This is a genomic window from Palleronia salina (assembly GCF_900141995.1).
Taxonomy (GTDB): Bacteria; Pseudomonadota; Alphaproteobacteria; order Rhodobacterales; family Rhodobacteraceae; genus Palleronia; species Palleronia salina.
In genome coordinates this window covers 202833-223067 of the sequence record NZ_FQZA01000003.1, presented here as the reverse complement: position 1 = coordinate 223067, position 20235 = coordinate 202833, and the positions used below count along the sequence as shown (strand labels likewise).

The following is a 20235-nucleotide window of genomic DNA, read 5'->3' as shown; positions in this document are numbered from 1 at the left end:
CTTTTCGTCAGGCCGATTTCGCCCGAGCCTCGTTCGCTGCGGGCGCTGGCCGCGCCATGCGCGTCTCGACGGGGCCCGTGACCTCGGCGCGGCGGCGCGGCAGGGCGTGGGGGTGTGCCCGCTGCAGCCAATCGATCATCTTCTCGCGGACCTCGCAGCGCAGTTCCCACGCGCGGGGCGAGTTGCGGGCGCTCATCAGCGCGCGGATCTCGATGGTGTCCTGCGCCGTGTCGATCACCTGCAGGACACAGACCTTGCCGTCGAAATACTCGGACTGTTCGCAGATCTCGCGCAGCTTCTTGCGCATCTCGGGCACGGGCGCCGTGTAGTCGAGGTGCCAGTTGGTGCCGCCGATGATCTGGCTCGACTCGCGGGTCCAGTTCTGGAACGGCTTCTCGATGAAATGGGCGAGCGGCACGACCATGCGCCGCAGGTCCCAGATGCGGATCACGACATAGGTCGCGCGGATCTCCTCGATCCAGCCCCACTCGCCCTCGACGATGACAACGTCGTTCAGGCGGATCGGCTGGGTGAGCGCGATCTGGATGCCCGCGATCAGGTTGGCCAGCACCGGCCGCGCGGCAAAGCCCAGGACGAGACCGGCCGCCCCCGCCGAGGCGAAAAGCGAGAGGCCGAAGCTGCGCACCCCCTCGAACGTCGAAAGAACCACCCCCGCCGTGAGCAGGATGATCATGATCTTGGAGACCTTCTGCAACACGTTGAGCTGCGTGGCGGTCGTGCGCGCGCCGTAGTCCTCTTCTTCCAGCGAGGTGCGCGAGATGGCCCGGCCGGTCAGCACGTCGGTGAAGATCAACGCCGACCAGCCGACGAACACGATCAGCAGCGCCCGCGCCGCGTGTTCCAGCCGCTGTTCCCACAGGCCCGGCAGCTCCAGCAGCGGCAGCGCGATGCCGACCGCCAGGATCACGAGGACAAGCCGGAACGGCCGCTGAAGCCGCCGCGCGGTGCGCCAGATCAGGCCGTCGTGGCCGGACATGAAGCGCAGCACGATGCGCCAGACCAGCCGGTGGACGCTCAGGGCGAAAATCACGGCAAGCGCGAGGAGGGCCAGCTGCACCGCCTCGGTCGAAAAAAGCTCTGAATAGGTCATGTGGCAAAGGTAGGCCCGCTGCAGCGCAGCAAAACACCCCGGACCGGATTACCCGGCGGATAATCCGGGAATGCGGCCGCATTCGTGCGGCCTGCCCGTTTCTTCGGCAGTCTATCAAGGGATAGCGAGCCGGGAACGGCCCCGGGCCGACGGTCAGGCCTCGACGCTGCCTTCAAGCGTCGCGGGGTCGATCAGCGTCATGCCGTTCAGCATCCAGGCCACCTGGGTCCACGCGGCGGCGGGTCGGATGATGGCATCGCGCAGCTCGGGCGGGATGGGCGCGCGCGCGACCTCGACCTCGATCCAGGCGGGCGGTGCGTTCTTCGGGCGCCGCAGCGTCTCGATCCGCCGTTCGGTGTGCAGGATCCGCGCCAGCAGGCCCAGACCCACCCGGAAGGCGCTGAGGGTTTGGGTGGAATTGTCCAGCCCGGTCGTGAACAGCGCGCGGATCAGCTGGTCGCGCCGCTCGCCCTCGGGCAGGTCGAAGGCCACGTGGGCCACGTTTCCGTCCACCCGCTGGAGCCAGGCCTTCAGCGCACCGACTTCGGGAATGTCCAGCCGCAGCCAGCGCGTGTTGCGGTGCATGTCGGTCGCATCGGCCAGCCGCAGCGTCGCGCTGTCCACCGACAGGTGAGCGATGGTGGCCGCGATCCGCTGGCCCGGGCGGGTGCCGAACATGCAGGGCACATCGACGGCGAACTTTTCTTCCTCGATCTCGCCCGGGGGCGACATGGCCACCACCTGCACCACCGACAGGACCAGCATCGCCAGGACCGCCCATACCGCCGTCAGCGACAACTGGTCCGCCGTGTCCAGGATGCGCGTGTTGATGTCGGAATTCAGGTAAAGGCCGATCGCGGTGACGAGGACCAGCGCCGAGGGCGCAAGGCTCATCAGCCTGTCGGTCGCGTTGCCGGCCGCCTTGCCCTTGGGCGTCACCTTGAAGGCGTGCCCGTGCGGGCGCACCAGCGTGGTCAGCACCGTGGGCAATGTTCGCGGCGTCTGCAAAGCGGTGTGCACCGTCGAGGCCAGGGGGAAATAGCTGCCCGGTGCGACCAGGCGCAGGGCCAGCATGGTCGCGGCCACGGCGGGCAGCTGGACCGACAGGATCTCTTCTGTGGTCGCGCCGGGCAGGGGCGACCAGCCGGTCCAGAGACAGATGGCCGGCATCCCGAGGGTCGCCAGCACGACCAGCGGCTGGACCAGCCAGTGCGTCGGCAGGAACAGGATACGGTGCTGCAGCTTCAGCCCGGGGCCGAACGGACCTTCGCGCAGGAACAGGATCTGCATCGCGCCGCGCGCCCAGCGCGCCCGCTGCACGTACATCGCCGACAGCGATTCCGGCGCCAGCCCGATCGCCAGCCGTTCGTTCAGGTAGCGGGTGACGTAGCCCTTGCGAAGCATCGCCAGCGTCAGAAGCATGTCCTCGGTGATCGAGCCGTAGGGCAGACCGCCGCCCACCGCCTCGATCGCCTTGCGCCGGGTGATCGAGTTCGACCCGCAGCAGAAGGCCGCGTTCCAGCCGTCTCGGCCGGCCATGATCTCGCCGAAGAACAGCCGCTGGTCGTCGGGCATCTGCCCGCGCATTCCCAGGTTCGTCTGCATGGGGTCGGCGTTGTAGAAGGAATGCGGGATCTGCACGATGCCCACCTTTTCGTCCGCGAACAGCCCCATCGCGCGATAGAGAAAGTTCTGCTGCGGCACGAAATCCGCGTCGAGCACCATGAAGAATTCGCCGTCGGTCCGGGCGATGGCGGCATTGATGTTGCCGGCCTTGGCATGGGCGTTGCCCTCGCGCGTCAGGTAGTCCACGCCCTTGGTCGCGCAGTAGTCCCGCAGCCAGTCGCGTTGACCGTCATCCAGTACGCAGACCCGCAACCGGTCCTCGGGCCAGTCCAGCGCGGCGGCGCCGACGATGGTTTTTTCCAGGACGGCGAGGTCCTCGTTGTAGGTCGCGATGAAGACGTCGACGGTGGGATGATCGGCGGGCGCCAAGGCGCGCAGCCGCGCCTCGCCCGCATCGGCGGCGGCCGAGTTGTCGCGCCGCCGCGACAGCATGGCAAACAGGATCGCCGTTTCCACCCAGACCGCCAGCTCGATCGCCAGGACCGTGTAGAAGAAGACCTGCTCGCCAATGGCCGTGCCGGGTTCGGGCAGAGTTTCGCCCAGCCGCCATTGCAGGTAGCGCCACGCCACGCCCGCAACGGCCAGGAAAAGGGCGACGACCGCCATGTTGCGCGGCGTGCGCCCGCTGACCCAGCTGCGCGGCAGCAGCATGGCGATCCCGAAGACCAGCGCGAGGGGGACCAGATAGTCGGGCAGCATCAGTTGATCCGGCTGTCCGTTTCGGTCCTGTCATTGACGAGGCCCGCCACCAACGGCTGGTCCAGCAGGCCGACCCGGCCCGCCAGGGCGCGCACGGCGTCGAGAATCGTGTTCTTGCGGTCGAACCGCACCTCGGCCGAGCGCCCGACCTCGCAGAAGGCGCGGGACACCTTGGGGTCGGAGGGGTCCGCGGGGCCGATGCCGACGATCACGCGCAGCCCGCTGTCGACCGTAAGCCGCGGCTCGGCGGCCTGCATGTTGCGGTTGGGCCGCGTGTTGGCGCCGTAGACGGCCGAGACCCGCGCGGTGAAGCTTTCGCTGGCGCCCTTGTATTTGACCTGTGCCGGGGTGCCCGGAACGATGGTTTCGAAGCTATCTTCCGGAAGGATCACCTCCATGAACCGGCGCGAACAATCCAGGACCTGCGCCAGCGGCTCGCCGATGCTGACCGACGAGCCCTCGGGAGCCGAAACTTCCCAGATCACGCCGGCGGCGGTGACCTTCGGCACGAACGCGTTCTGTTTCTTGGTCTCGATGCTCAGGCCGGCGATCTGCGATTGCAGGCCTTGGCGGCTGGCACGCAGCTGGATCAGGCGGGCCTGGATGTCGGCCTGGCGGACCGCGATCTCGTCGAGGCGATAGCCGATCTGCTCGAGATCGTTCGATTCGAGGTCCAGGTTCGATCCGCCGGTCAGCGCGTCACGCTCGATCTGGAGCCGGCGCATCGTGGCCGTTGCGCTGGCCAGCGTGGCGCGATCCTCGAGCAGTGTCGTGCGGGCCTCCTCGACTTCCCGTTGCGCGATGCTGCCGTTCTTCGACAGCTTCTCGATCCGTTGCAGCCGGGCCTTGGACGCGTCCACGGTGGCCTCGGCGTGCTGGACCATGGCCCAAGCCTCGTCCAGGCGGGGCACGAACCAGCGCTTGCGCGCATCGATGGCGGCGTCGCGCCGGTTCTCAAGTTCCTTGCGCAGGCGTTCCGGCGCGTTTGATTGCTGGGTCAGCCCCGACATCTCGCCCGAAACGGCGGCCAGAGAGCTGCGCAGCGCACGAAGCTCGGAGCCCCGCAGGCTGCGGTTGTTCAGAACCAGAAGGGTATCCCCCTCTTCGACCGGCTGCGCGATGCTGGGCGAGGCATGCTCGATCACGCCGTCGAAGGGCGCATAGACCGCGATGATCGGTGCGTTGACGACGGCCGAGGATGAAATATGCCCCGTCAACCGCGGCGCGATGGCGACGGCGGCCGATGCAAGCAGCATCGTGGCAGCGGACAATCTGAGGATACGGGTCGTCACGGCGCAAACCTCCTTAAGGTTAACGCCACCTTTTCGACGCGAATTGTGGCAAAGTGATGGGGATATATCATCTTTGCCGAGATATTGGCGCGGATTTACTAAATTCGTCTTATAAATGCCGTCGATGTCTTGGCCCGGACGATGGAATCAAGGTCCGCGGGGCACCTCGGACGGCCGCTCGCAACCCGGTAGAGAGCCGAGGTTCCCCCGGCAGCCTCCGGGCCAGGCGAAAGGGAGACAACCCGAGCCAGCGGACAGTCGAGCGATGATCGCCATACCGTGCCGACACCGGCCGCGATCACGGCGGATATCGCCGCCCTTGCCCGCCCATGGCCCTTCCCTCACGGCGTCCAAGCGCCTATAGCGCGGCCATGGCACAGAACCCGCCCGACCTTCGCCCCGACCTGTCGAACCCCCGGCTCGAACGTGACCTCGGCACGGTGCGGCCGGGCCGCAACCAGCCCACCATCGGCATGGTCAGCCTCGGCTGTCCCAAGGCGCTGGTCGACAGCGAGCGCATCCTGACCCGCCTGCGGGCCGAAGGCTACGGCATCTCGCCCGACTACTCGGGCGCCGACGCGGTGATCGTGAACACCTGCGGGTTCCTCGACAGCGCCAAGGCCGAAAGCCTGGACGCCATCGGCGAAGCGCTGACCGAGAACGGGCGCGTCATCGTCACCGGCTGCCTGGGGGCCGAGCCCGACTATATCACCGGCGCGCATCCCCGCGTGCTGGCCGTGACCGGGCCGCATCAATACGAACAGGTGCTCGATGCCGTGCACGCCGCGGTGCCGCCGGATCCGGACCCGTTCGTCGACCTGCTGCCCGCCCGGGGCGTCAGCCTGACACCGCGACACTACAGTTACCTGAAGATCTCGGAAGGCTGTAACCACAAGTGCAAGTTCTGCATCATCCCCGACATGCGCGGGCGGCTGCAATCGCGGCCGGCCAAGGCTGTGATGCGCGAGGCGGAAAAGCTGTTCGAGGCCGGCGTGCGCGAGCTGCTCGTCATCAGCCAGGACACCAGCGCCTATGGCACCGACTGGAAGGACCGCGAGGCGAAGGCGCCGATCCTGGATCTTGCGCGCGAGCTCGGGACGCTCGGGGCCTGGGTGCGGCTGCACTATGTCTATCCCTACCCCCACGTGCGCGAGCTGATCCCGCACATGGCCGACCCGGCCTCGGGGCTGCTGCCCTACCTGGACATCCCGTTCCAGCACGCCCATCCCGACACGCTCAGGCGCATGGCGCGCCCCGCCGCGGCCGCGCGCACGCTGGACGAGATCGCCGCCTGGCGCCGCGACTGCCCCGACATCACCCTGCGCTCGACCTTCATCGTCGGCTATCCCGGCGAGACCGAGGAAGAATTCCAGACCCTGCTCGACTGGCTGGACGAGGCGCAGCTGGATCGCGTCGGGTGCTTTCAATACGAGAATGTCGAGGGCGCCCGCTCGAACGCCCTGCCCGACCACGTCCCCGCCCCGGTCAAGCAGGAGCGGTGGGAGCGGTTCATGGAAAAGGCGCAAGCGATCTCGGCCGCGCGGCTGGAGGCGAAGGTCGGCAAGCGTATGCAGGTCATCGTCGACAGCGTCGATGACGAGGCGGCCACCTGCCGGACCATGGGCGACGCACCCGAGATCGACGGGCACCTCTATATCGACGAGAATTTCGCGGACCTCTCGGCGGGTCAGGTCGTCGAGGTCGAGGTGGACGAGGCCGGAGACTACGACCTTTGGGCAAGGCGGCTCTAGGCCGAACACCCCGATACATCATTGAGTTGTTGCGGCGCCCTGATAAACTCTGATTCTTACCCGCTTAAGGGACAGCATTCGTGAAGTGAAATCGCCGATGATGCATCCCGTCCTGAATCGTGTCCTCTTCGCGGTCTCGCTCGCCGTGATCGCCTTCTGCGTGTCCGGTCTGATCGTCGGATGGGTGGGCGGCAATGATCTCTGGGTGCGCGGCCGCGCCTATTATCCCGCCATCGTTCCGACAACGCAGGTCTCGTTCTTCGGGCTCGCCGTGGCGCTGCTGCTGGCCACCAGCGATCGGGACAGCCTTCGCCTGCTGGCAGGACGGGTCTGCGCCGCCGTGATCTTCATCGTCGCGCTGAACATATGCGTCCGACTGACCGCGAGCGACGCCGGCATCGACGGCATGCTGCCGATCGCGTTGGCCCCCGATGACCACATGTCCTACCTGACCGGCGGGCTGATCATTCTGGCCTGCGGGCTCATCGGCCGCACGGCGCGTGGCTGGCCTCGTCGCTCGTTCGTGGATCTCTCCGGCGCCCTGTTCGGCCTGACCACTGTCGGCAGCGTGACCATGGCGCATTCCTTCGACCTGCGAAGCTCCGTCTCGCTCGCGGTCGCGGACGGGCTTTCGGTTTTCACCTCGATCGTCCTCGGGATCATCTTCTTCGCGATCCTGATGCTTCAGGCGATCGAGCCGGCAAGTGACACCGACATCTTCGACGACCTGTCGATGAGCTGACCCGCGCGCCGGCCGGGCTAGTCGAACAGGTCCCCGCCCACGTCGCTGCGGGGCCGCGGCAGGCCCAGGTGGGTCCAGGCCCCCTGCGTCAGCATCCGCCCCCGCGGCGTGCGCTGGATCAGGCCCTGCTGCAGAAGGTAGGGTTCGATCACCTCTTCCAGCGCGTCGCGGCTTTCGCTCAGCGCCGCCGACAGCGTTTCAATCCCCACCGGACCACCCTGGTAGTGCTCCGCGATCAGCCGCAGGTATCGCCGGTCCGCGCCGTCGAGACCGATCCGGTCCACGCCCAGCCGCGTCAGTGCATCGTCGGCCAGGGCGCGGGTGATCCGACCGTCGCCATCGACCAGCGCGAAATCCACCACCCGGCGCAGCAGCCGCCCGGCGATCCGGGGCGTGCCCCGCGCCCGCGCCGCGATCTCGCGCACGCCGTCGGCATCGGCCGCCACCCCCATCATCCGCGCGCCCCGCGCCACGATGTCCGACAGCTCGTCCACGGTATAGAATTGCAGCCGGACCGGGATGCCGAACCGGTCGCGCAGGGGGGTGGTCAGAAGGCCCAGCCGCGTGGTCGCCCCCACCAGCGTGAAGGGCTGAAGCTCGATCCGGACCGACCGCGCCGCCGGCCCCTCGCCGATCACGAGGTCCAGCTCGAAATCCTCGAGCGCGGGATAGAGGATCTCCTCGACGACCGGGTTCAGGCGGTGGATCTCGTCGATGAACAGCACGTCGCGCGCGTCGAGATTGGTCAGGATCGCCGCCAGGTCGCCCGCCTTGGCCAGGACGGGGCCGCTGGTCATCTTGAAGTTCACGCCAAGCTCGCGCGCGACGATCTGCGCCAGGGTGGTCTTGCCCAGGCCCGGGGGACCGTGGAACAGCGCGTGATCCATCGCCCGCTCGCGCATCCGGGCGCTTTCGATGAAGACCTTCAGGTTGGCGCGCGCCTCGGCCTGCCCGGTGAAGGCATCCAGAGACTGGGGCCGCAGCGCGGGGCCGTCATCGTCGGGCAGCCGGTCGGGGCGCAGCGCGGGATCGGGGGCGTCGGTCACGTATTTAACCCCCTATCGATGGTGCCAATGCGCTTCATCCAAGACCTTTCGCGGGCGACCACCTCTTCAGGTGTGGCAGTGGGGGAAACCAACTCGAGAATCGAAAACCGAAAAAGTCTCGTATCGCGTTTACGCAACTCTTTGGTCACTCCGGTAGCAGAGGCCGTATGCACGCGCCACCGACCCAAGAGGTTCTCCCGGCCATAGGCGGAGCCGACATACCGGGCGCCGTCTGAAAGATCCAAAATCAGGTAGATGCCACGCCAGTGCCGCGAGCTGGACGCCCAGTCATTCGGCAGATGCTCGATCTCCGGCGCATCAATTGAGATTTGATCCCACGGCGGCACCGGTGAAGCAATTCGCGCCTCGCGCTTCAGCTCCAAGACTTCCAAATCCGTAGTATCCGCGCGCCGGACGTAATTTCTCCCTCCCGGGTCCGCTACGACAAGACGCCGACCTAGCTCTGCAAGGTGAGCAGTTCGGCGGAAGTCAAAGCGCGCGCGTCCCGCAAGACGCGAAGATATATGCGCTGAGATGTCTTCGCTTGAGACACCGTCAACTTTGAGAAGCATTTCACTAAAGATCGGATCTCCAGCTAGACCATCGACGTCGGTCTCGCTCCAGTCTTTCACCTCATAGAGTGCGAGAAAAACCAACTCGCCCGGATCGCGCATGAAGAACGAAGCGAGGTAGCAACGGGATTTGACCGTGGCCTCCTGCAATGGAGGGTGCGTGCTTTGGTAGGCTTCGAACAGCTCGGGCCGCTGTTCGATAAATGTCGCTAGCATCGCTCGAACCTTCAGGTCTCCAGGTTTGTGGAGAACGATGGACACTTGTCGTAGGTCGATTTCAGCCGATCTAAGGAGGTCATTGAAATCCATGCGCTAACCCGCCGGCGCCAGCCGCTTAAGCGCGGCGCGGATCAGCGACGCGGTGTCGTCTGCGCCGTCACCCGCGGCCTCGGTCACCGCGCGGGCGGCGTCGGCGGGGGCATAGCCCAGGTTGGCCAGCGCCGACAGCGCCTCGGCCTGGGCGCCCGCGCTGCTGGCCGTGGCCGACGCGGGCGGCGAGCTGTCGGGCGCGATGACGGGGTCCGGATCGGCGGGCGCGGCGGGGGCGCTGGCCACGGGCCCGGCCCCCATGGCCATGACGGCGGGCGCCTTGTCCTTCAGCTCGTTCACCAGCCGCTGGGCAATCTTTGGCCCCACCCCCGGCGCCGTGCGCACCGCCGCCGCATCGCCCAGCGCGATAGCGCGGCTGACGCCATCGGGGCCCAGCGCGCCGAGAATCGCCATGGACGCCTTCGCGCCGATCCCCTGCACGCCCATCAGCAGGCGATGCCATTCCTTTTCCACCGGTGTGAGGAAGCCGAACAGCTGCAACAGGTCCTCGCGCACCAGCAGGTCGGTATAAAGCGCCGCGGCCTCGCCCGCGCCGGGCAGCGCGGCCAGCGTGCGTTCGTTGACGTAGACGACGTAGCCGACACCGCCCACGTCGATCATTACGTGATCGGTGCCCCGCAGGATCAGCCGCCCGGCCAGCCGCCCGATCATGCCCGCGCCCGCGCCATGGCCCGCGCGCCCTGCAGGTGAAACGCGTGGCAGAGCGCGATGGCCAGCGCATCGGCGGCATCGGCGCCCGCCGGCACCGCGCCGGGAAGCTGCATCTTCACCATGTGCTCGACCTGGCGCTTGTCGGCGTGGCCCACGCCCACGACGGTCTTCTTGACCGTGTTGGGGGCGTATTCGCCGACCTCGATCCCGGATTGCGCCAGCGCCAGCAGCGCCACGCCCCGGGCCTGCCCCAGCTTGAGCGTGCCGGCCCCGTCGCGGTTCACGAACGTCTGCTCGATCGCGGCGGTGTCGGGCGCGTGGGCGACCAGAAGATCGGCCAGCTGCCGGTGCAGCCCCATCAGCCGTAGGCCGAGCGCCGTGCCGGTCTCGGAGGTGCAATGGCCGTTGGCCACGTGCCGCAGGCGCGAGCCATCAACCTCGATCACCCCCCAGCCCATGGTCTGAAGCCCCGGATCGACGCCCAGTATCCGCATCCTGCCTGCCCTTCCCGCTTGTTACACGGCACGTAGCACGAAACGCGAACATGCGCCAAGGTCGATGCGGGCGGGACCGGGGCGCTGTGCCCGCAAAGCGACAGCCGCGAAATATCGCGGAGGCGTCAATGAACCGGTCATAAACGGCTGAAAAAGAGCATGAAAACGACCGCTTACCCCGCGGAAACGTCATGCAATCCGAGCATATCTGCCATGCGAAAAAACCGGATTGTTCGCCGGCTGCTCAAGTAATAGGCGCGATCCGTTCTGCATGGCTGAACCGACCTGTAAGTCCGTCGATAGAAGGAATGTAACGATGGCAATCTACGACATGTCCCGCCCCACCGGCGAAGCGCTCAGCACCCGCATCGCCACCTATCTCGTGCGTCTGGCCTACGCCGTTGTGGACGCCACCCGTGTTCGCAAGACCCAGAAGGTTCTGTCCAGCCTGACCGACGAAGAGCTGTTCGATATCGGTCTCACGCGCGAGGACATTCGCGCCATGGGCCGCCACATCTGAGGGCAGCCCGCACCATTTGGAAGGCTGCGCGCCCCACCCGCGCAGCCTTCCCCGGCGCGATCCATCCCCTTCAGAAGATCGCCGCCAGTTCCATCGCTTGCAGGATGTTCATGCCGCGCTGGACCAGATCGACCACCGCCAGCGTCAGCGCGTCGCCGTTCAGCAGGAACGCCGCCGCCTGGTCGACGCTGTTTCCACCGGCCAGCGTCTCGACGCGCGCCTGGTAGTCACCCACGCCCAGGTTCAGGATCGCCAGCGCCTTGAACACCCACAGGGCAAGCGCGATGCGCATCAGGCCCATCAGCGGCAGTTCGCGGCGCACGAGGCGCGGACGGCTGATGATCAGCCCGTCTTCGGTGATCGTGTGAATCCGACCGCGCTTGGCGATCTTGGCGTTCTTGATGATCCGCTTCGAGCGGCTATCGAAATTCGCTTCGGTCAAGTAGGCCATCTTGCAGCATCCCGGTTGTCGGCCCCCACCGACAGGAGGCGTTATTGCCCCGGAATGTGGCAGGAATGGGGCAAATCGGGCTAATCTGGCGAAAATCGGGCCCTTCGCGGCCGAAACCGGGCGCTTTCCCGGCTCAGGCGCGCAGGGTCAGCGTCGTCCAGTCACCAATCACGCGGCGGTCGACCAGATTGATCCCGTTGCGTGCATAAACCTCGATCACCTCGTCGGCCTGCGGGTTCAGGATGCCCGACAGGATCACGAAAGCGCCCGAATCGGCGTGCCGCGCCACGTCGGGCGCCAGGGCCACCAGCGGGCCCTTTAGAATATTGGCGAAGACCAGGTCGAAGGGCGCGCGTGCGGCGATGTCGGCGTGGTCGAATCCCATGGCCTCGACACAATCCACCCTGCCATTCAGCCCATTCAGCGCCACATTTGCCCGCGCCACGTCCACGGCCACGGCGTCGATATCGCTGGCCAGGACGGGGTGGTCGGGCCAGACGCGCGCGGCGGCCATGGCCAGGACGGCGGTGCCGCAACCGATATCGACCACGTTGCGGCAAGTGATCCCTTCGGCCAGCAGCTGGTCCAGCGCCTCGAGACAGCCGCGGGTGGTGCCGTGATGGCCGGTGCCGAAGGCCATGGCGGCATCCACCAGCAGGGCCACGCGGTCTTCGGGCAGGGTGTCGGCGTCGTGGCTGCCGTAGAGCCAGAAGCGCCCGGCCTCGACCGGGGCCAATTCGCGGCGCACCTTGGCCACCCAGTCGACCTCGGGCAGTTCGCTGACGACGAAGGGCCGGGTGTCGAACGCCGCTTCCAGCACGGCCAGCGCGGCCCGGTCCGGCGCGGCCTCGAAATAGGCGCCCACCTCCCACAGGCCGCTGTCGTCCTCCATCTCGAAGACGCCGACGCCCGTGGGCTCGGGGTCCATCCGCTCCATCGCCTCGCCCAGCGCGCGGGCATTGTCGGCATCGGGAAGTGTGGTCAGCGCGGTGAAGGTCGGCATGGGGCAAGCTCCGGTCGGGCGCGGTCAGGGGCGCCTTCCCATTCCACGATTGCCCCGCCGCAGCAAGTCCAAGCCGTCACCAGAAGACGAACAGCACCGCCGCCATCGCGACCGCCAGGACAAGCGCGTGCCAGCGGATATCCAGGTACCAGGGCTGATCGTAGGCCGCGTCCTCCAGCGCCATGCCGCGGCGCCACATCACCTGCTCGTCGATGTCCTTCTTGTCGGTCACCAGGCTGACGCCCACGTAGAAGAGCAGGCAGAGCACTGTGACCACGGCCACGTTGATGGTGAAATGCAGCGGCCAGATCGGCTCGGCCCCGAACAGGCCCATTACACCGGCATTGCCGAGGCAGAACAGCACCGCGCCCAGCGTGTGGCCGAAGATCAAAGTGTAGAAGCCGCCCTTCTCGGTCCCGATCCGCGACAGCGCGCCCATGACGAATAGCACCACCAGCGGCGGCACGAGGATCGAGAACATCTGTTGCAGGTAGGACCACAGCCCGCCCGCGAACTGGATCAGCGGCGCCCAGATGATCGCCGCCACCATGAAGCTGAGCGTGGCGTAGGTGCCGTAGCGCTTGCGTTTGCTGTCCTCGATTTCCTGCTCGGGCTTGGTGACGAAATCGTGGATCAGGAGGGTCGATGACGAATTCAGCGTGGAATCGACGCTGGACATGATGGCGGCGATAAGCCCTGCCAGCACCAGGCCCGTCAGGCCCGCGGGCAAAAGCTCGGTGATCATGATCGGAAACACCCGGTCCGCCGTCTCGATATCCGGCAGGATCGCGGTGGCCATGGCGCCCGGAAACACCATGATGAACAGCGGCAGGATCTTCAGCATGCCGCCCAGGATCGCGCCCCACTGGGCGTCGGGCAGCGACCGGGCGCCCAGGATGCGCTGCACGATGTACTGGTTGGTGACCCAGTACCAGAAGCCCAGCAGCGACACGCCGAAGAACAGGCCCGGCCAGGGCAGCGTCTCGTTCGACAGCGGCAGCACCATGCTCAGGTGGTTCTCGTTCGGCACGCTCTCGCGGATCTCGGCGAACGAGAAATCCAGCTGCGCGAACATCATGAAGGCCAGGATCGCCGAGCCGCCGATCAGGACCACGGCCTGCAGCACGTCGGTGTAGACGACCGCCTTCAGGCCGCCCGCCGCCGTGTAGATCCCGGCGAAAAGCCCGATCGCCAGCGAACTGGCCCAGAGCGGCACGTTCGGGAAGAAGGTGTTCAGCACCAGCCCCCCGGCGTAAAGCCCGCCGGCGCAATCGACCACGACGGTAAAGAAGATCGTCAGGCCCGAGAAATACAGCCGCGTGCGCCGGCTGTAGCGGCGGTCGAGATACTCGGGCGTTGTTGTGATCTTCGATTTCAGGAAGATCGGCGCGAACACGAAGGCCATGATCAGCAGCGGGATGCCCGCCATCCACTCGTAGGCCGAGGGTGCGATACCCGTGGTATAGGCCGAGCCCGTGAGACCGATGAGCGTCGAGGACGAGATGTTCGAGGCGAACAGCGAAAATCCGATGGCCGCCCAGCCCAGCGATCGCCCGGCAAGAAACAGGTCGTCGCTGGACGAGGTGCGCTTGGACACCCAGACGCCGATCAGGATGACCACGCCGAAATAGGCGGCGATGACCCCGATGTCCAAACCGGTGATTGCCTGCTGAACGTCTTCCAATGCCGCCTCCCGAGCGCCTGCGAACGATGATCGTGTGTCCGGTCAGAACCGCAGCGCACGCGCCGCGGTTCCGAAGACGCGGCCTTGCAACCGTATCGGGGGGCACGGAAAAGCCGCGCGAAGCTTCCTTCGCGCGGCCGTCGTTACAGGTGTTGCCTCGTGGGGCGCCGTCAGGTCGCGGGCAGTCCGGTGCCGATCGGGCAGGTCACGCCCGTGCCGCCGATCCCGCAATACCCACCGGGATTCTTCGCCAGGTACTGCTGGTGATAGCCTTCGGCGAAATAGAAGGTCGGCGCGTCCGTGATCTCGGTCGTGATCTCGCCGAACCCGGCGGCGCGCATCCGCTCGGCAAAGGTGTCGAGGGTGGCCTTGGCCGCCTGCTTCTGCGCGTCGGTCGTGGTGTAGATGCCCGAGCGGTACTGGGTGCCCACGTCGTTGCCCTGCCGCATGCCCTGGGTCGGGTCGTGGCCTTCCCAGAACACCTTCAGCAGGTCCTCGTAGGTGATCACCTCGGGGTCGTAGACGACGCGGACGACCTCGTTATGGCCGGTGCGGCCGGTGCAGACCTCTTCGTAGGTCGGGTTCGGGGTATAGCCGCCCGCGTAGCCGACCATGGTCAGCCAGACGCCGGGCAGCTTCCAGAACATCCGTTCCACACCCCAGAAGCAGCCCATGCCGAACACGGCGACCTCGTGGCCCTCGGGCACCTCGGCGGTCAGCGGACGGTCGAGCACGTAATGCGTGGCGGCCGTGGCGATGGGGGCCTCGCGGCCGGTCAGGGCTTCGTCCTTCGACACCATCTCGGCTTTCTTGCGCAGGATCTGGAACATGGAAATCTCCTTATCGCGGTTGCGCCTGATATAGGGACGACCGGCGGCCCTTGCTACTGCGCCGGTGTCGCGGCAAGGCGATTCAGGATCGTCTCGTTCCCCGGCGCGGGGTGGCGAGGGATCATCAGCGCCAGCATCAGCGACGTGGCCGCCATGCCCGCCGCAAGGCCGAAGACGGCGCCCGGCGACACCACCCACAGGTATCCCAGCCCCGCGGGCAGGAACACGGCCGCGATGTGGTTGATCGTGAAGGCCACGGCGGCGGTGGGCGCGATATCGCGCGGGTCCGCGATCTTCTGGAAATAGGTCTTCAGCGCGAAGGCCAGCGCGAAGAAGATGTGATCGACCACGTAAAGCGTCGCGGCCAGCGCCACGCCCCAGCCGAAATAGTAGATCCCGCCATACATCAGGAAGACCACGATCAGGCCGATATACTCGAAACCCAGCGTCGCCCGTTCGCCGAACCGGTGCACCGCGCGCCCCATGAAAGGCGCCAGGATCATGTTGGCCACGAAGTTGATCAGCAGCAGCGCCGTCACCTCGTGCACGTCGAAGCCGAACCGCTCGACCATCATGAAAGCCGCGAAGACCACGAAGATCTGCCGGCGCGCGCCCGACATGAATTGCAGCGCGTAATAGAGCCAGTAGCGGCGGCGGAGCACGAAGGTCTTCAGCTGCGGATCAGGGGCCTGGAACTGCGGGAAGACGACCATGCAATAGATGGCGATCAGCACCGTCGCGCCGCCGCCCAACATGTAGACGGTGGCATAGCTCAGATCGAAGGCGCGCCACGTGACGACCAGCAGGCTGTAGCTCAGAAGCGCGGCGGCCGAGCCCACCGCCACCAGCCAGCCCAGCACCTGTGGCGCCCGGTCCTTCGGCAGCCATTGCAGTTGCAAGCTCTGGTTCACGGTCTCGTAGTAGTGAAACCCGATGGAGCTGAGCATGGTCAGCGTGAGGATCCCGCCAAGGCTGGGAAAATAGGCGGTGATCGCCGTGGCCGCGCCCAGAAGCAGCAGGGACACGAGGCCCAGCACCTGTTCGCGGATGAAGATGATCAGCGCGATCACGCCGACCGCCAGGAAGCCTGGGATCTCGCGGACGGTGTGCAACCATCCGATCTCGACACCGGTGAAATCGGCGACCTCGATCACGAAATTGTTGAGAAGCGCGGACCACGTGGCAAAAGCCAGCGGCATGGCGAACGCCATCAGCAGAAGAAGCGTCACGGGCCTGCGCCACAGGGGCAGCTCGCGCGCCTGGGACAGGGGGACGATGCGCATGGGAGTGCCTTACGCCGCGGCGGGATCGAAGGGAAGTCCGTGCGCGGTCGAGCGCCGGTCGGGCATCGTGATGGAACACCGGCCCCGGGGGTGCCCGTTATCCCCCCGAACTGATCGAAACGGAGGATATCCGACATGAAATTTCTGACGACGACCGCAATCGCCGCCACCCTCGCCGCCGGCCCGGTGCTGGCCGAGGAGCATTCCAATGCCGAGATGAGCGGCGACCAGACCGAAACGGCCCAGACCGAGACCATGGACAGCTCGGGGATGGACGGCGCCGAGACCGCCGCCGACCCGCTGATCGTGACCGTCGGCACGACCGAGATCACCGCGTCCGACGTAACCGCGGCCGTGCAGTCGCTGCCGCCGCAGATGCAACAGCGTCCGGCCGAGCAGCTGATTCCCTTCGTGGTCGACCAGCTGGTCCTGCGCGAGCTGATCCTGATGGATGCCGCCCGCACGAACGGTCAGAGCGCCGAGAGCGAACAGCAGGCCAACGCCGCCGACAGCTCGGATAGCACCGGCGACGAAACCGAGATGGCCTCGGACGACAGCGCCGGTTCGACCGAGATGAGCGACGACACGACCGACATGGCCGCGAGCGACAGCTCCGGTGCGCAGTCCGGCCAGGGCATGCAGGACGAGAACGCCACCATCGAAGCCTACGTGAGCGACCGCATGGAAGGCGTCGTGACCGACGAGGCCGTGCAGCGCGTCTACGACGAAGCGGCCGCCAACAGCGATGCCGAACTGCCGCCGCTCGAGCAGGTGCGCCCGCAGATCGAACAGCAGCTCCGCGCCGAGGAAATCGCCTCGCTGCGTGACGAGCTGGAAGAAGGCGTCGAGATCGTCTTCTACGGTCCCGACGGGCAGCCGCGCGAAGCGACGACCGCCGATCAGGGCTAAGTCAGCCTGACGTCTGATCCGAAGGGCCGCGCGGCAACGCGCGGCCCTTTTTCATTCCTGCCGCGCCCGGACCACGGCCAGCGCGTAAAGGTGCCAGCTCGCGTGTCCCAGCAACGGCAACACCACCAGCAGGCCAAGGAACCCCGGCACGATCGCCAGCACCGTCAGCCCCGCGATCATCAGCCCCCAGCCCAGCATCGGGACGGGATGGCGCCGCACGTAGCCCGCGCTGGCGATCATCGCGGTGATCACGTCGATGTCCCGGTCCAGCAGCATCGGCAGCGCCATGACCGAGGTCGAGAACAGCACCAGCGCGAAGACCCCGCCCACCAGGGTCCCGAAGGCCAGCATCCCCAGCCCGTTCGCCGTCAGGTAGACGTCCAGCCCCGTCGAGACGTTCGTCATCGGCGACAGCCCCAGGAACAGCGCGAAGATCATGTGGCCGAGGAAGAACCAGAACAGGAACAGGATGACCATCGCCGCGCCCAGCACCGGAAGCTGCCCGGTGCGCTGCGCCAAAGTCTCGGCCAGGACCGCGCGCCAGGTCAGCGGCTGGCGCAGGTCCATCCGCCGCGACACGTCGTAAAGCGCAACGGCGGCGAAGGGCGCGATCAGCGGGAACCCCATGGCGGCGAGCACCAGCCAGTAGGTCGTGCCGCTGGCCACGGTGATCCATGCGATCAACCAGCCCAGCACCACGTAGACGCCGGACACCGCCAGCCCGAAGCGCGGCGCGGCGCGGAAATCCGACCACGCGAGCGCGAGTGCCTCGGCGAATAGGGCCCGGTCGGGGCGGCCCAGGGCTGGGGGCCGCGTGACGCTGTCTGCTGGCATGTCCACTCTGCGGCCCCCTCCCCTCCCCGGTCCGGCAAGGACACCCTGGGGCAAGGGTTGAGCGCCCGCATTGATGTCGGTCAAGAAACGCGCGGTTCAGTAGAAACTCTGCGGGTCGATATCGACGCTCACCCGGATGTCGCCCTTCCAGCGGAACTGCCGCAGCCAGTCCGACAATGCGGCCTGCAACGGCGCGGCCTTGTCGGCCTTGACCAGCAGGCGCACCCGGTGGCGGCCCCGGATGCGCGCGATGGGCGCGGGTGCCGGCCCGAACAGCTGCGCGCCGATCCGGCGCAGGGGACCGTCGCGTCGCGCCATGTCGGCGCCCAGGTCGAACACCGCCTGAACGTCCGGCGCGCTCAGAACGATACCCGCCATGCGGCCGTAGGGCGGCACGCCCGCCGCCCGCCGCTCGGCCGCCTCGGCCGACCAGAACCCGTCCTCGTCGCCCGCGACGATGGCGCGGATCACCGGATGCTCGGGCTGGAACGTCTGCAACAGCGCGGTGCCCGGCGCCTCGGCCCGGCCCGCGCGCCCCGCCACCTGCCGCATGAGCTGGAACGTCCGCTCGGCCGCCCGCAGGTCGCTGCCTTGAAGCCCCAGATCGGCGTCGATCACGCCCACCAGCGTCAGCTTGGGGAAGTTGTGCCCCTTGGCCACCAGCTGCGTTCCGATGACGATATCCGCCTCGCCCTCGGCGATGGCGGCGATCCGGGCCTTCAGCGCGCGGGCCGAGGAATACATGTCCGACGACAGCACCTCGACCCGCGCGTCGGGAAAGACCGCCGCCGCCTCTTCGCCCATCCGCTCGACCCCGGGGCCGACGGCGGCCAGCTTGCCCTCGACCTCGCAGGCCGGGCAGACCTCGGGCACCGGCTTGGTCTCGCCGCATTGGTGGCAGACCAGCCGCTTGAGGAACCGGTGCTCGACCATGCGGGCGTCGCAATGGTCGCAACCCACCTGGTGGCCGCAGGCCCGGCAGATCGTCACCGGCGCATAGCCGCGGCGGTTGAGGAACAGCAGCGACTGCTCGCCCCGCTCCAGCCGCGCCTCGACCTCGGCCTTCAGGCTGGGCGAGATCCAGCGACCGCCGGGCAGATCCTCGGACCGCATGTCGATGGCGCGCATCTCGGGCATCCGGGCCGGGCCGAAGCGCGAGGTCAGGCTGAGCGCGCGGTACTTGCCCGCTTCGACATTCGCCCAGGTCTCCAGCGACGGCGTGGCCGAGGCCAGCACCACCTGCGCCCCGGCTATGGCTGCACGCAGGACCGCCATGTCGCGCGCGGAATAGAGCACGCCGTCCTCCTGCTTGTAGGAGGTGTCGTGTTCCTCATCCACGACGATCAGGCCAAGGTCGCGGTACGGCAGGAACAGGGCCGAACGCGCGCCCACCACAAGTTGCGCGTTGCCCTGGCCGATCATCCGCCAGACGCGCCGCCGCTCGGTCATGGTCACGCCGGAATGCCACTCGGCCGGGCGGGCGCCGAAGCGCTGTTCGACCCGGTCGAGGAACTCGGCGGTCAGGGCGATCTCGGGCAGCAGGACCAGTGCCTGCCGCCCGGCGCGCAGGCAGGCCGCCACCGCTTCGAGATACACCTCGGTCTTGCCCGACCCGGTGACGCCGCGCAGCATGGTGGTGGCATAACTGCGCGCGGCGACCCCTTCCGCCAGGGTCCCGGCCGCCGCCGCCTGGTCATCGGTCAGGGCCTTGCCCGGCAGGTCCGGATCCAGCTGCGGGAACGGCAGGTCGCGGGGCGCGGCGCGCTCCTCGATCACGCCCTGCGCCGCCAGGCCCTTCACGACGCCGCCGCTGACACCGGCGAGGTCGGCCAGTTCCTTCTGGGTGAAGACCGCGTCCTCCTGTTCGTCCAGCACGTCGAGAACGCGGGCGCGGGCGTCGGTCATGCGGTCGGGCTCGGCCAGGCCGCGGGCAAAGACGCGGCGCATGGCCGGGCCGTCGCCCAGGCCCGGCGCGCGGGTGGCGAGCCGCAGCATCGCGGGCAGCGGGGTCAGGGTGTAATCGGCGGCGCGGCCGAGGAAGATGCGCATCTCCTCGGTCATGGGCGGCACGTCCAGCACCTTGTGTACGCTGCGCACCTTGGCGGCGTCGAAATCGCCGAGACCCGGCCCCCAGACCACGCCAAGCACCCGGCGCGGGCCGAGCGGCACCTCGACGAAGGCGCCTGCCGCGCACCCGCCCTCGGGCGCGCGGTAGTCCAGGGTCCGGTCCAGCGGCTGGGCGGTCAGGACGGCGACCAGCGCGCCCTCGTCGAACCAGCCCGGGCCATCTTGATCGTCGTGCGTGTCTGCCAAACCCTCGGTTCCCTGCGATGCCGGACCCCGACATAAGATGCGCCTGCGCCGATTGCACGCCATCATCGGACAGCCCTGCTGTCGCATCCGCGCA

General features: G+C 67.5%; 18 protein-coding genes. 4 read left to right on the top strand and 14 right to left on the bottom strand.

Going from position 1 to position 20235, the window contains the following annotated elements:
- Positions 1 to 7: 7 nt before the first annotated feature.
- The 3 genes from BUB76_RS06400 to BUB76_RS06390 form a co-directional block, all read right to left on the bottom strand.
- Entirely contained in the window at positions 8 to 1111 is a 1104-nt protein-coding gene (locus BUB76_RS06400) for a mechanosensitive ion channel family protein (RefSeq protein WP_073127920.1), read from the bottom strand.
- 153 nt (positions 1112 to 1264) lie between these two features.
- Positions 1265 to 3436, bottom strand: coding sequence for a glycosyltransferase (locus BUB76_RS06395; protein WP_073127919.1), 2172 nt, complete (start codon positions 3434 to 3436; stop codon positions 1265 to 1267).
- Positions 3436 to 4692, bottom strand: coding sequence for an HlyD family secretion protein (locus tag BUB76_RS06390; protein ID WP_073127918.1), 1257 nt, complete (start codon positions 4690 to 4692; stop codon positions 3436 to 3438). Before BUB76_RS06390 ends, BUB76_RS06395 begins: the two co-directional genes overlap by 1 nt.
- Before the next feature lie 407 nt (positions 4693 to 5099).
- On the opposite strand from BUB76_RS06390, the gene rimO reads away from it, so the two are divergent.
- Positions 5100 to 6479 (top strand): 30S ribosomal protein S12 methylthiotransferase RimO, encoded by a 1380-nt coding sequence (rimO, locus tag BUB76_RS06385; protein WP_175550272.1) that lies wholly within the window; start codon positions 5100 to 5102, stop codon positions 6477 to 6479.
- A gap of 97 nt (positions 6480 to 6576) precedes the next feature.
- On the top strand, positions 6577 to 7221 hold the full coding sequence (locus tag BUB76_RS06380; RefSeq protein ID WP_073127916.1) for a hypothetical protein: 645 nt from the start codon (positions 6577 to 6579) through the stop codon (positions 7219 to 7221).
- Between the two features lie 17 nt (positions 7222 to 7238).
- Here the strand turns inward: BUB76_RS06380 and ruvB are convergent, their stop codons facing one another.
- The 4 genes from ruvB to ruvC are packed head-to-tail and all read right to left on the bottom strand — an operon-like array spanning position 7239 to position 10314.
- Positions 7239 to 8267: a Holliday junction branch migration DNA helicase RuvB gene (gene ruvB, locus BUB76_RS06375; RefSeq protein WP_073127915.1), complete on the bottom strand. Its 1029-nt coding sequence runs from the start codon at positions 8265 to 8267 to the stop codon at positions 7239 to 7241.
- A complete protein-coding gene (locus tag BUB76_RS06370; protein ID WP_139250796.1) occupies positions 8264 to 9148 on the bottom strand; it encodes a GIY-YIG nuclease family protein in 885 nt (294 codons plus the stop codon). The genes ruvB and BUB76_RS06370 overlap by 4 nt, the downstream gene beginning before the upstream one ends.
- Positions 9149 to 9151: 3 nt before the next feature.
- The gene (gene ruvA, locus BUB76_RS06365; RefSeq protein WP_073127913.1) at positions 9152 to 9820 is read right to left on the bottom strand and encodes a Holliday junction branch migration protein RuvA; all 669 of its coding nucleotides are present in this window, start codon (positions 9818 to 9820) and stop codon (positions 9152 to 9154) included.
- A complete protein-coding gene (ruvC, locus tag BUB76_RS06360; RefSeq protein ID WP_073127912.1) occupies positions 9817 to 10314 on the bottom strand; it encodes a crossover junction endodeoxyribonuclease RuvC in 498 nt (165 codons plus the stop codon). The genes ruvA and ruvC overlap by 4 nt, the downstream gene beginning before the upstream one ends.
- A 316-nt stretch (positions 10315 to 10630) precedes the next feature.
- Between ruvC and BUB76_RS06355 the strand changes: the two genes are divergently transcribed.
- On the top strand, positions 10631 to 10834 hold the full coding sequence (locus BUB76_RS06355) for a DUF1127 domain-containing protein (RefSeq protein WP_073127911.1): 204 nt from the start codon (positions 10631 to 10633) through the stop codon (positions 10832 to 10834).
- Between the two features lie 70 nt (positions 10835 to 10904).
- Here the strand turns inward: BUB76_RS06355 and BUB76_RS06350 are convergent, their stop codons facing one another.
- From BUB76_RS06350 to BUB76_RS06330, 5 genes are all read right to left on the bottom strand, one after another.
- The gene (locus BUB76_RS06350) at positions 10905 to 11285 is read right to left on the bottom strand and encodes a hypothetical protein (protein WP_073127910.1); all 381 of its coding nucleotides are present in this window, start codon (positions 11283 to 11285) and stop codon (positions 10905 to 10907) included.
- Positions 11286 to 11418: 133 nt separating this feature from the next.
- Positions 11419 to 12288, bottom strand: a complete 870-nt coding sequence (locus BUB76_RS06345; RefSeq protein ID WP_073127909.1) for a 50S ribosomal protein L11 methyltransferase — start codon at positions 12286 to 12288, stop codon at positions 11419 to 11421.
- Between the two features lie 76 nt (positions 12289 to 12364).
- Positions 12365 to 13972: a sodium:solute symporter gene (locus BUB76_RS06340; protein ID WP_073127908.1), complete on the bottom strand. Its 1608-nt coding sequence runs from the start codon at positions 13970 to 13972 to the stop codon at positions 12365 to 12367.
- A 170-nt stretch (positions 13973 to 14142) separates the two neighbouring features.
- Positions 14143 to 14802: a peptide-methionine (S)-S-oxide reductase MsrA gene (gene msrA, locus BUB76_RS06335; RefSeq protein WP_073127907.1), complete on the bottom strand. Its 660-nt coding sequence runs from the start codon at positions 14800 to 14802 to the stop codon at positions 14143 to 14145.
- Positions 14803 to 14855: 53 nt separating this feature from the next.
- Positions 14856 to 16085: an MFS transporter gene (locus BUB76_RS06330; RefSeq protein WP_073127906.1), complete on the bottom strand. Its 1230-nt coding sequence runs from the start codon at positions 16083 to 16085 to the stop codon at positions 14856 to 14858.
- A gap of 135 nt (positions 16086 to 16220) precedes the next feature.
- Here BUB76_RS06330 and BUB76_RS06325 point away from each other — a divergent pair, with 135 nt between their 5' ends.
- Positions 16221 to 16994 carry a hypothetical protein gene (locus BUB76_RS06325; RefSeq protein WP_073127905.1) on the top strand — a complete coding sequence of 258 codons (774 nt, stop codon included), beginning with the start codon at positions 16221 to 16223 and terminating at the stop codon, positions 16992 to 16994.
- 51 nt (positions 16995 to 17045) lie between these two features.
- Here the strand turns inward: BUB76_RS06325 and BUB76_RS06320 are convergent, their stop codons facing one another.
- Complete coding sequence (locus BUB76_RS06320; protein WP_084140568.1) at positions 17046 to 17828, bottom strand: DUF2189 domain-containing protein; 783 nt, start codon at positions 17826 to 17828, stop codon at positions 17046 to 17048.
- Positions 17829 to 17924: 96 nt separating this feature from the next.
- Positions 17925 to 20141, bottom strand: coding sequence for a primosomal protein N' (locus BUB76_RS06315; RefSeq protein WP_073127904.1), 2217 nt, complete (start codon positions 20139 to 20141; stop codon positions 17925 to 17927).
- Between the last annotated feature and the right edge of the window lie 94 nt (positions 20142 to 20235).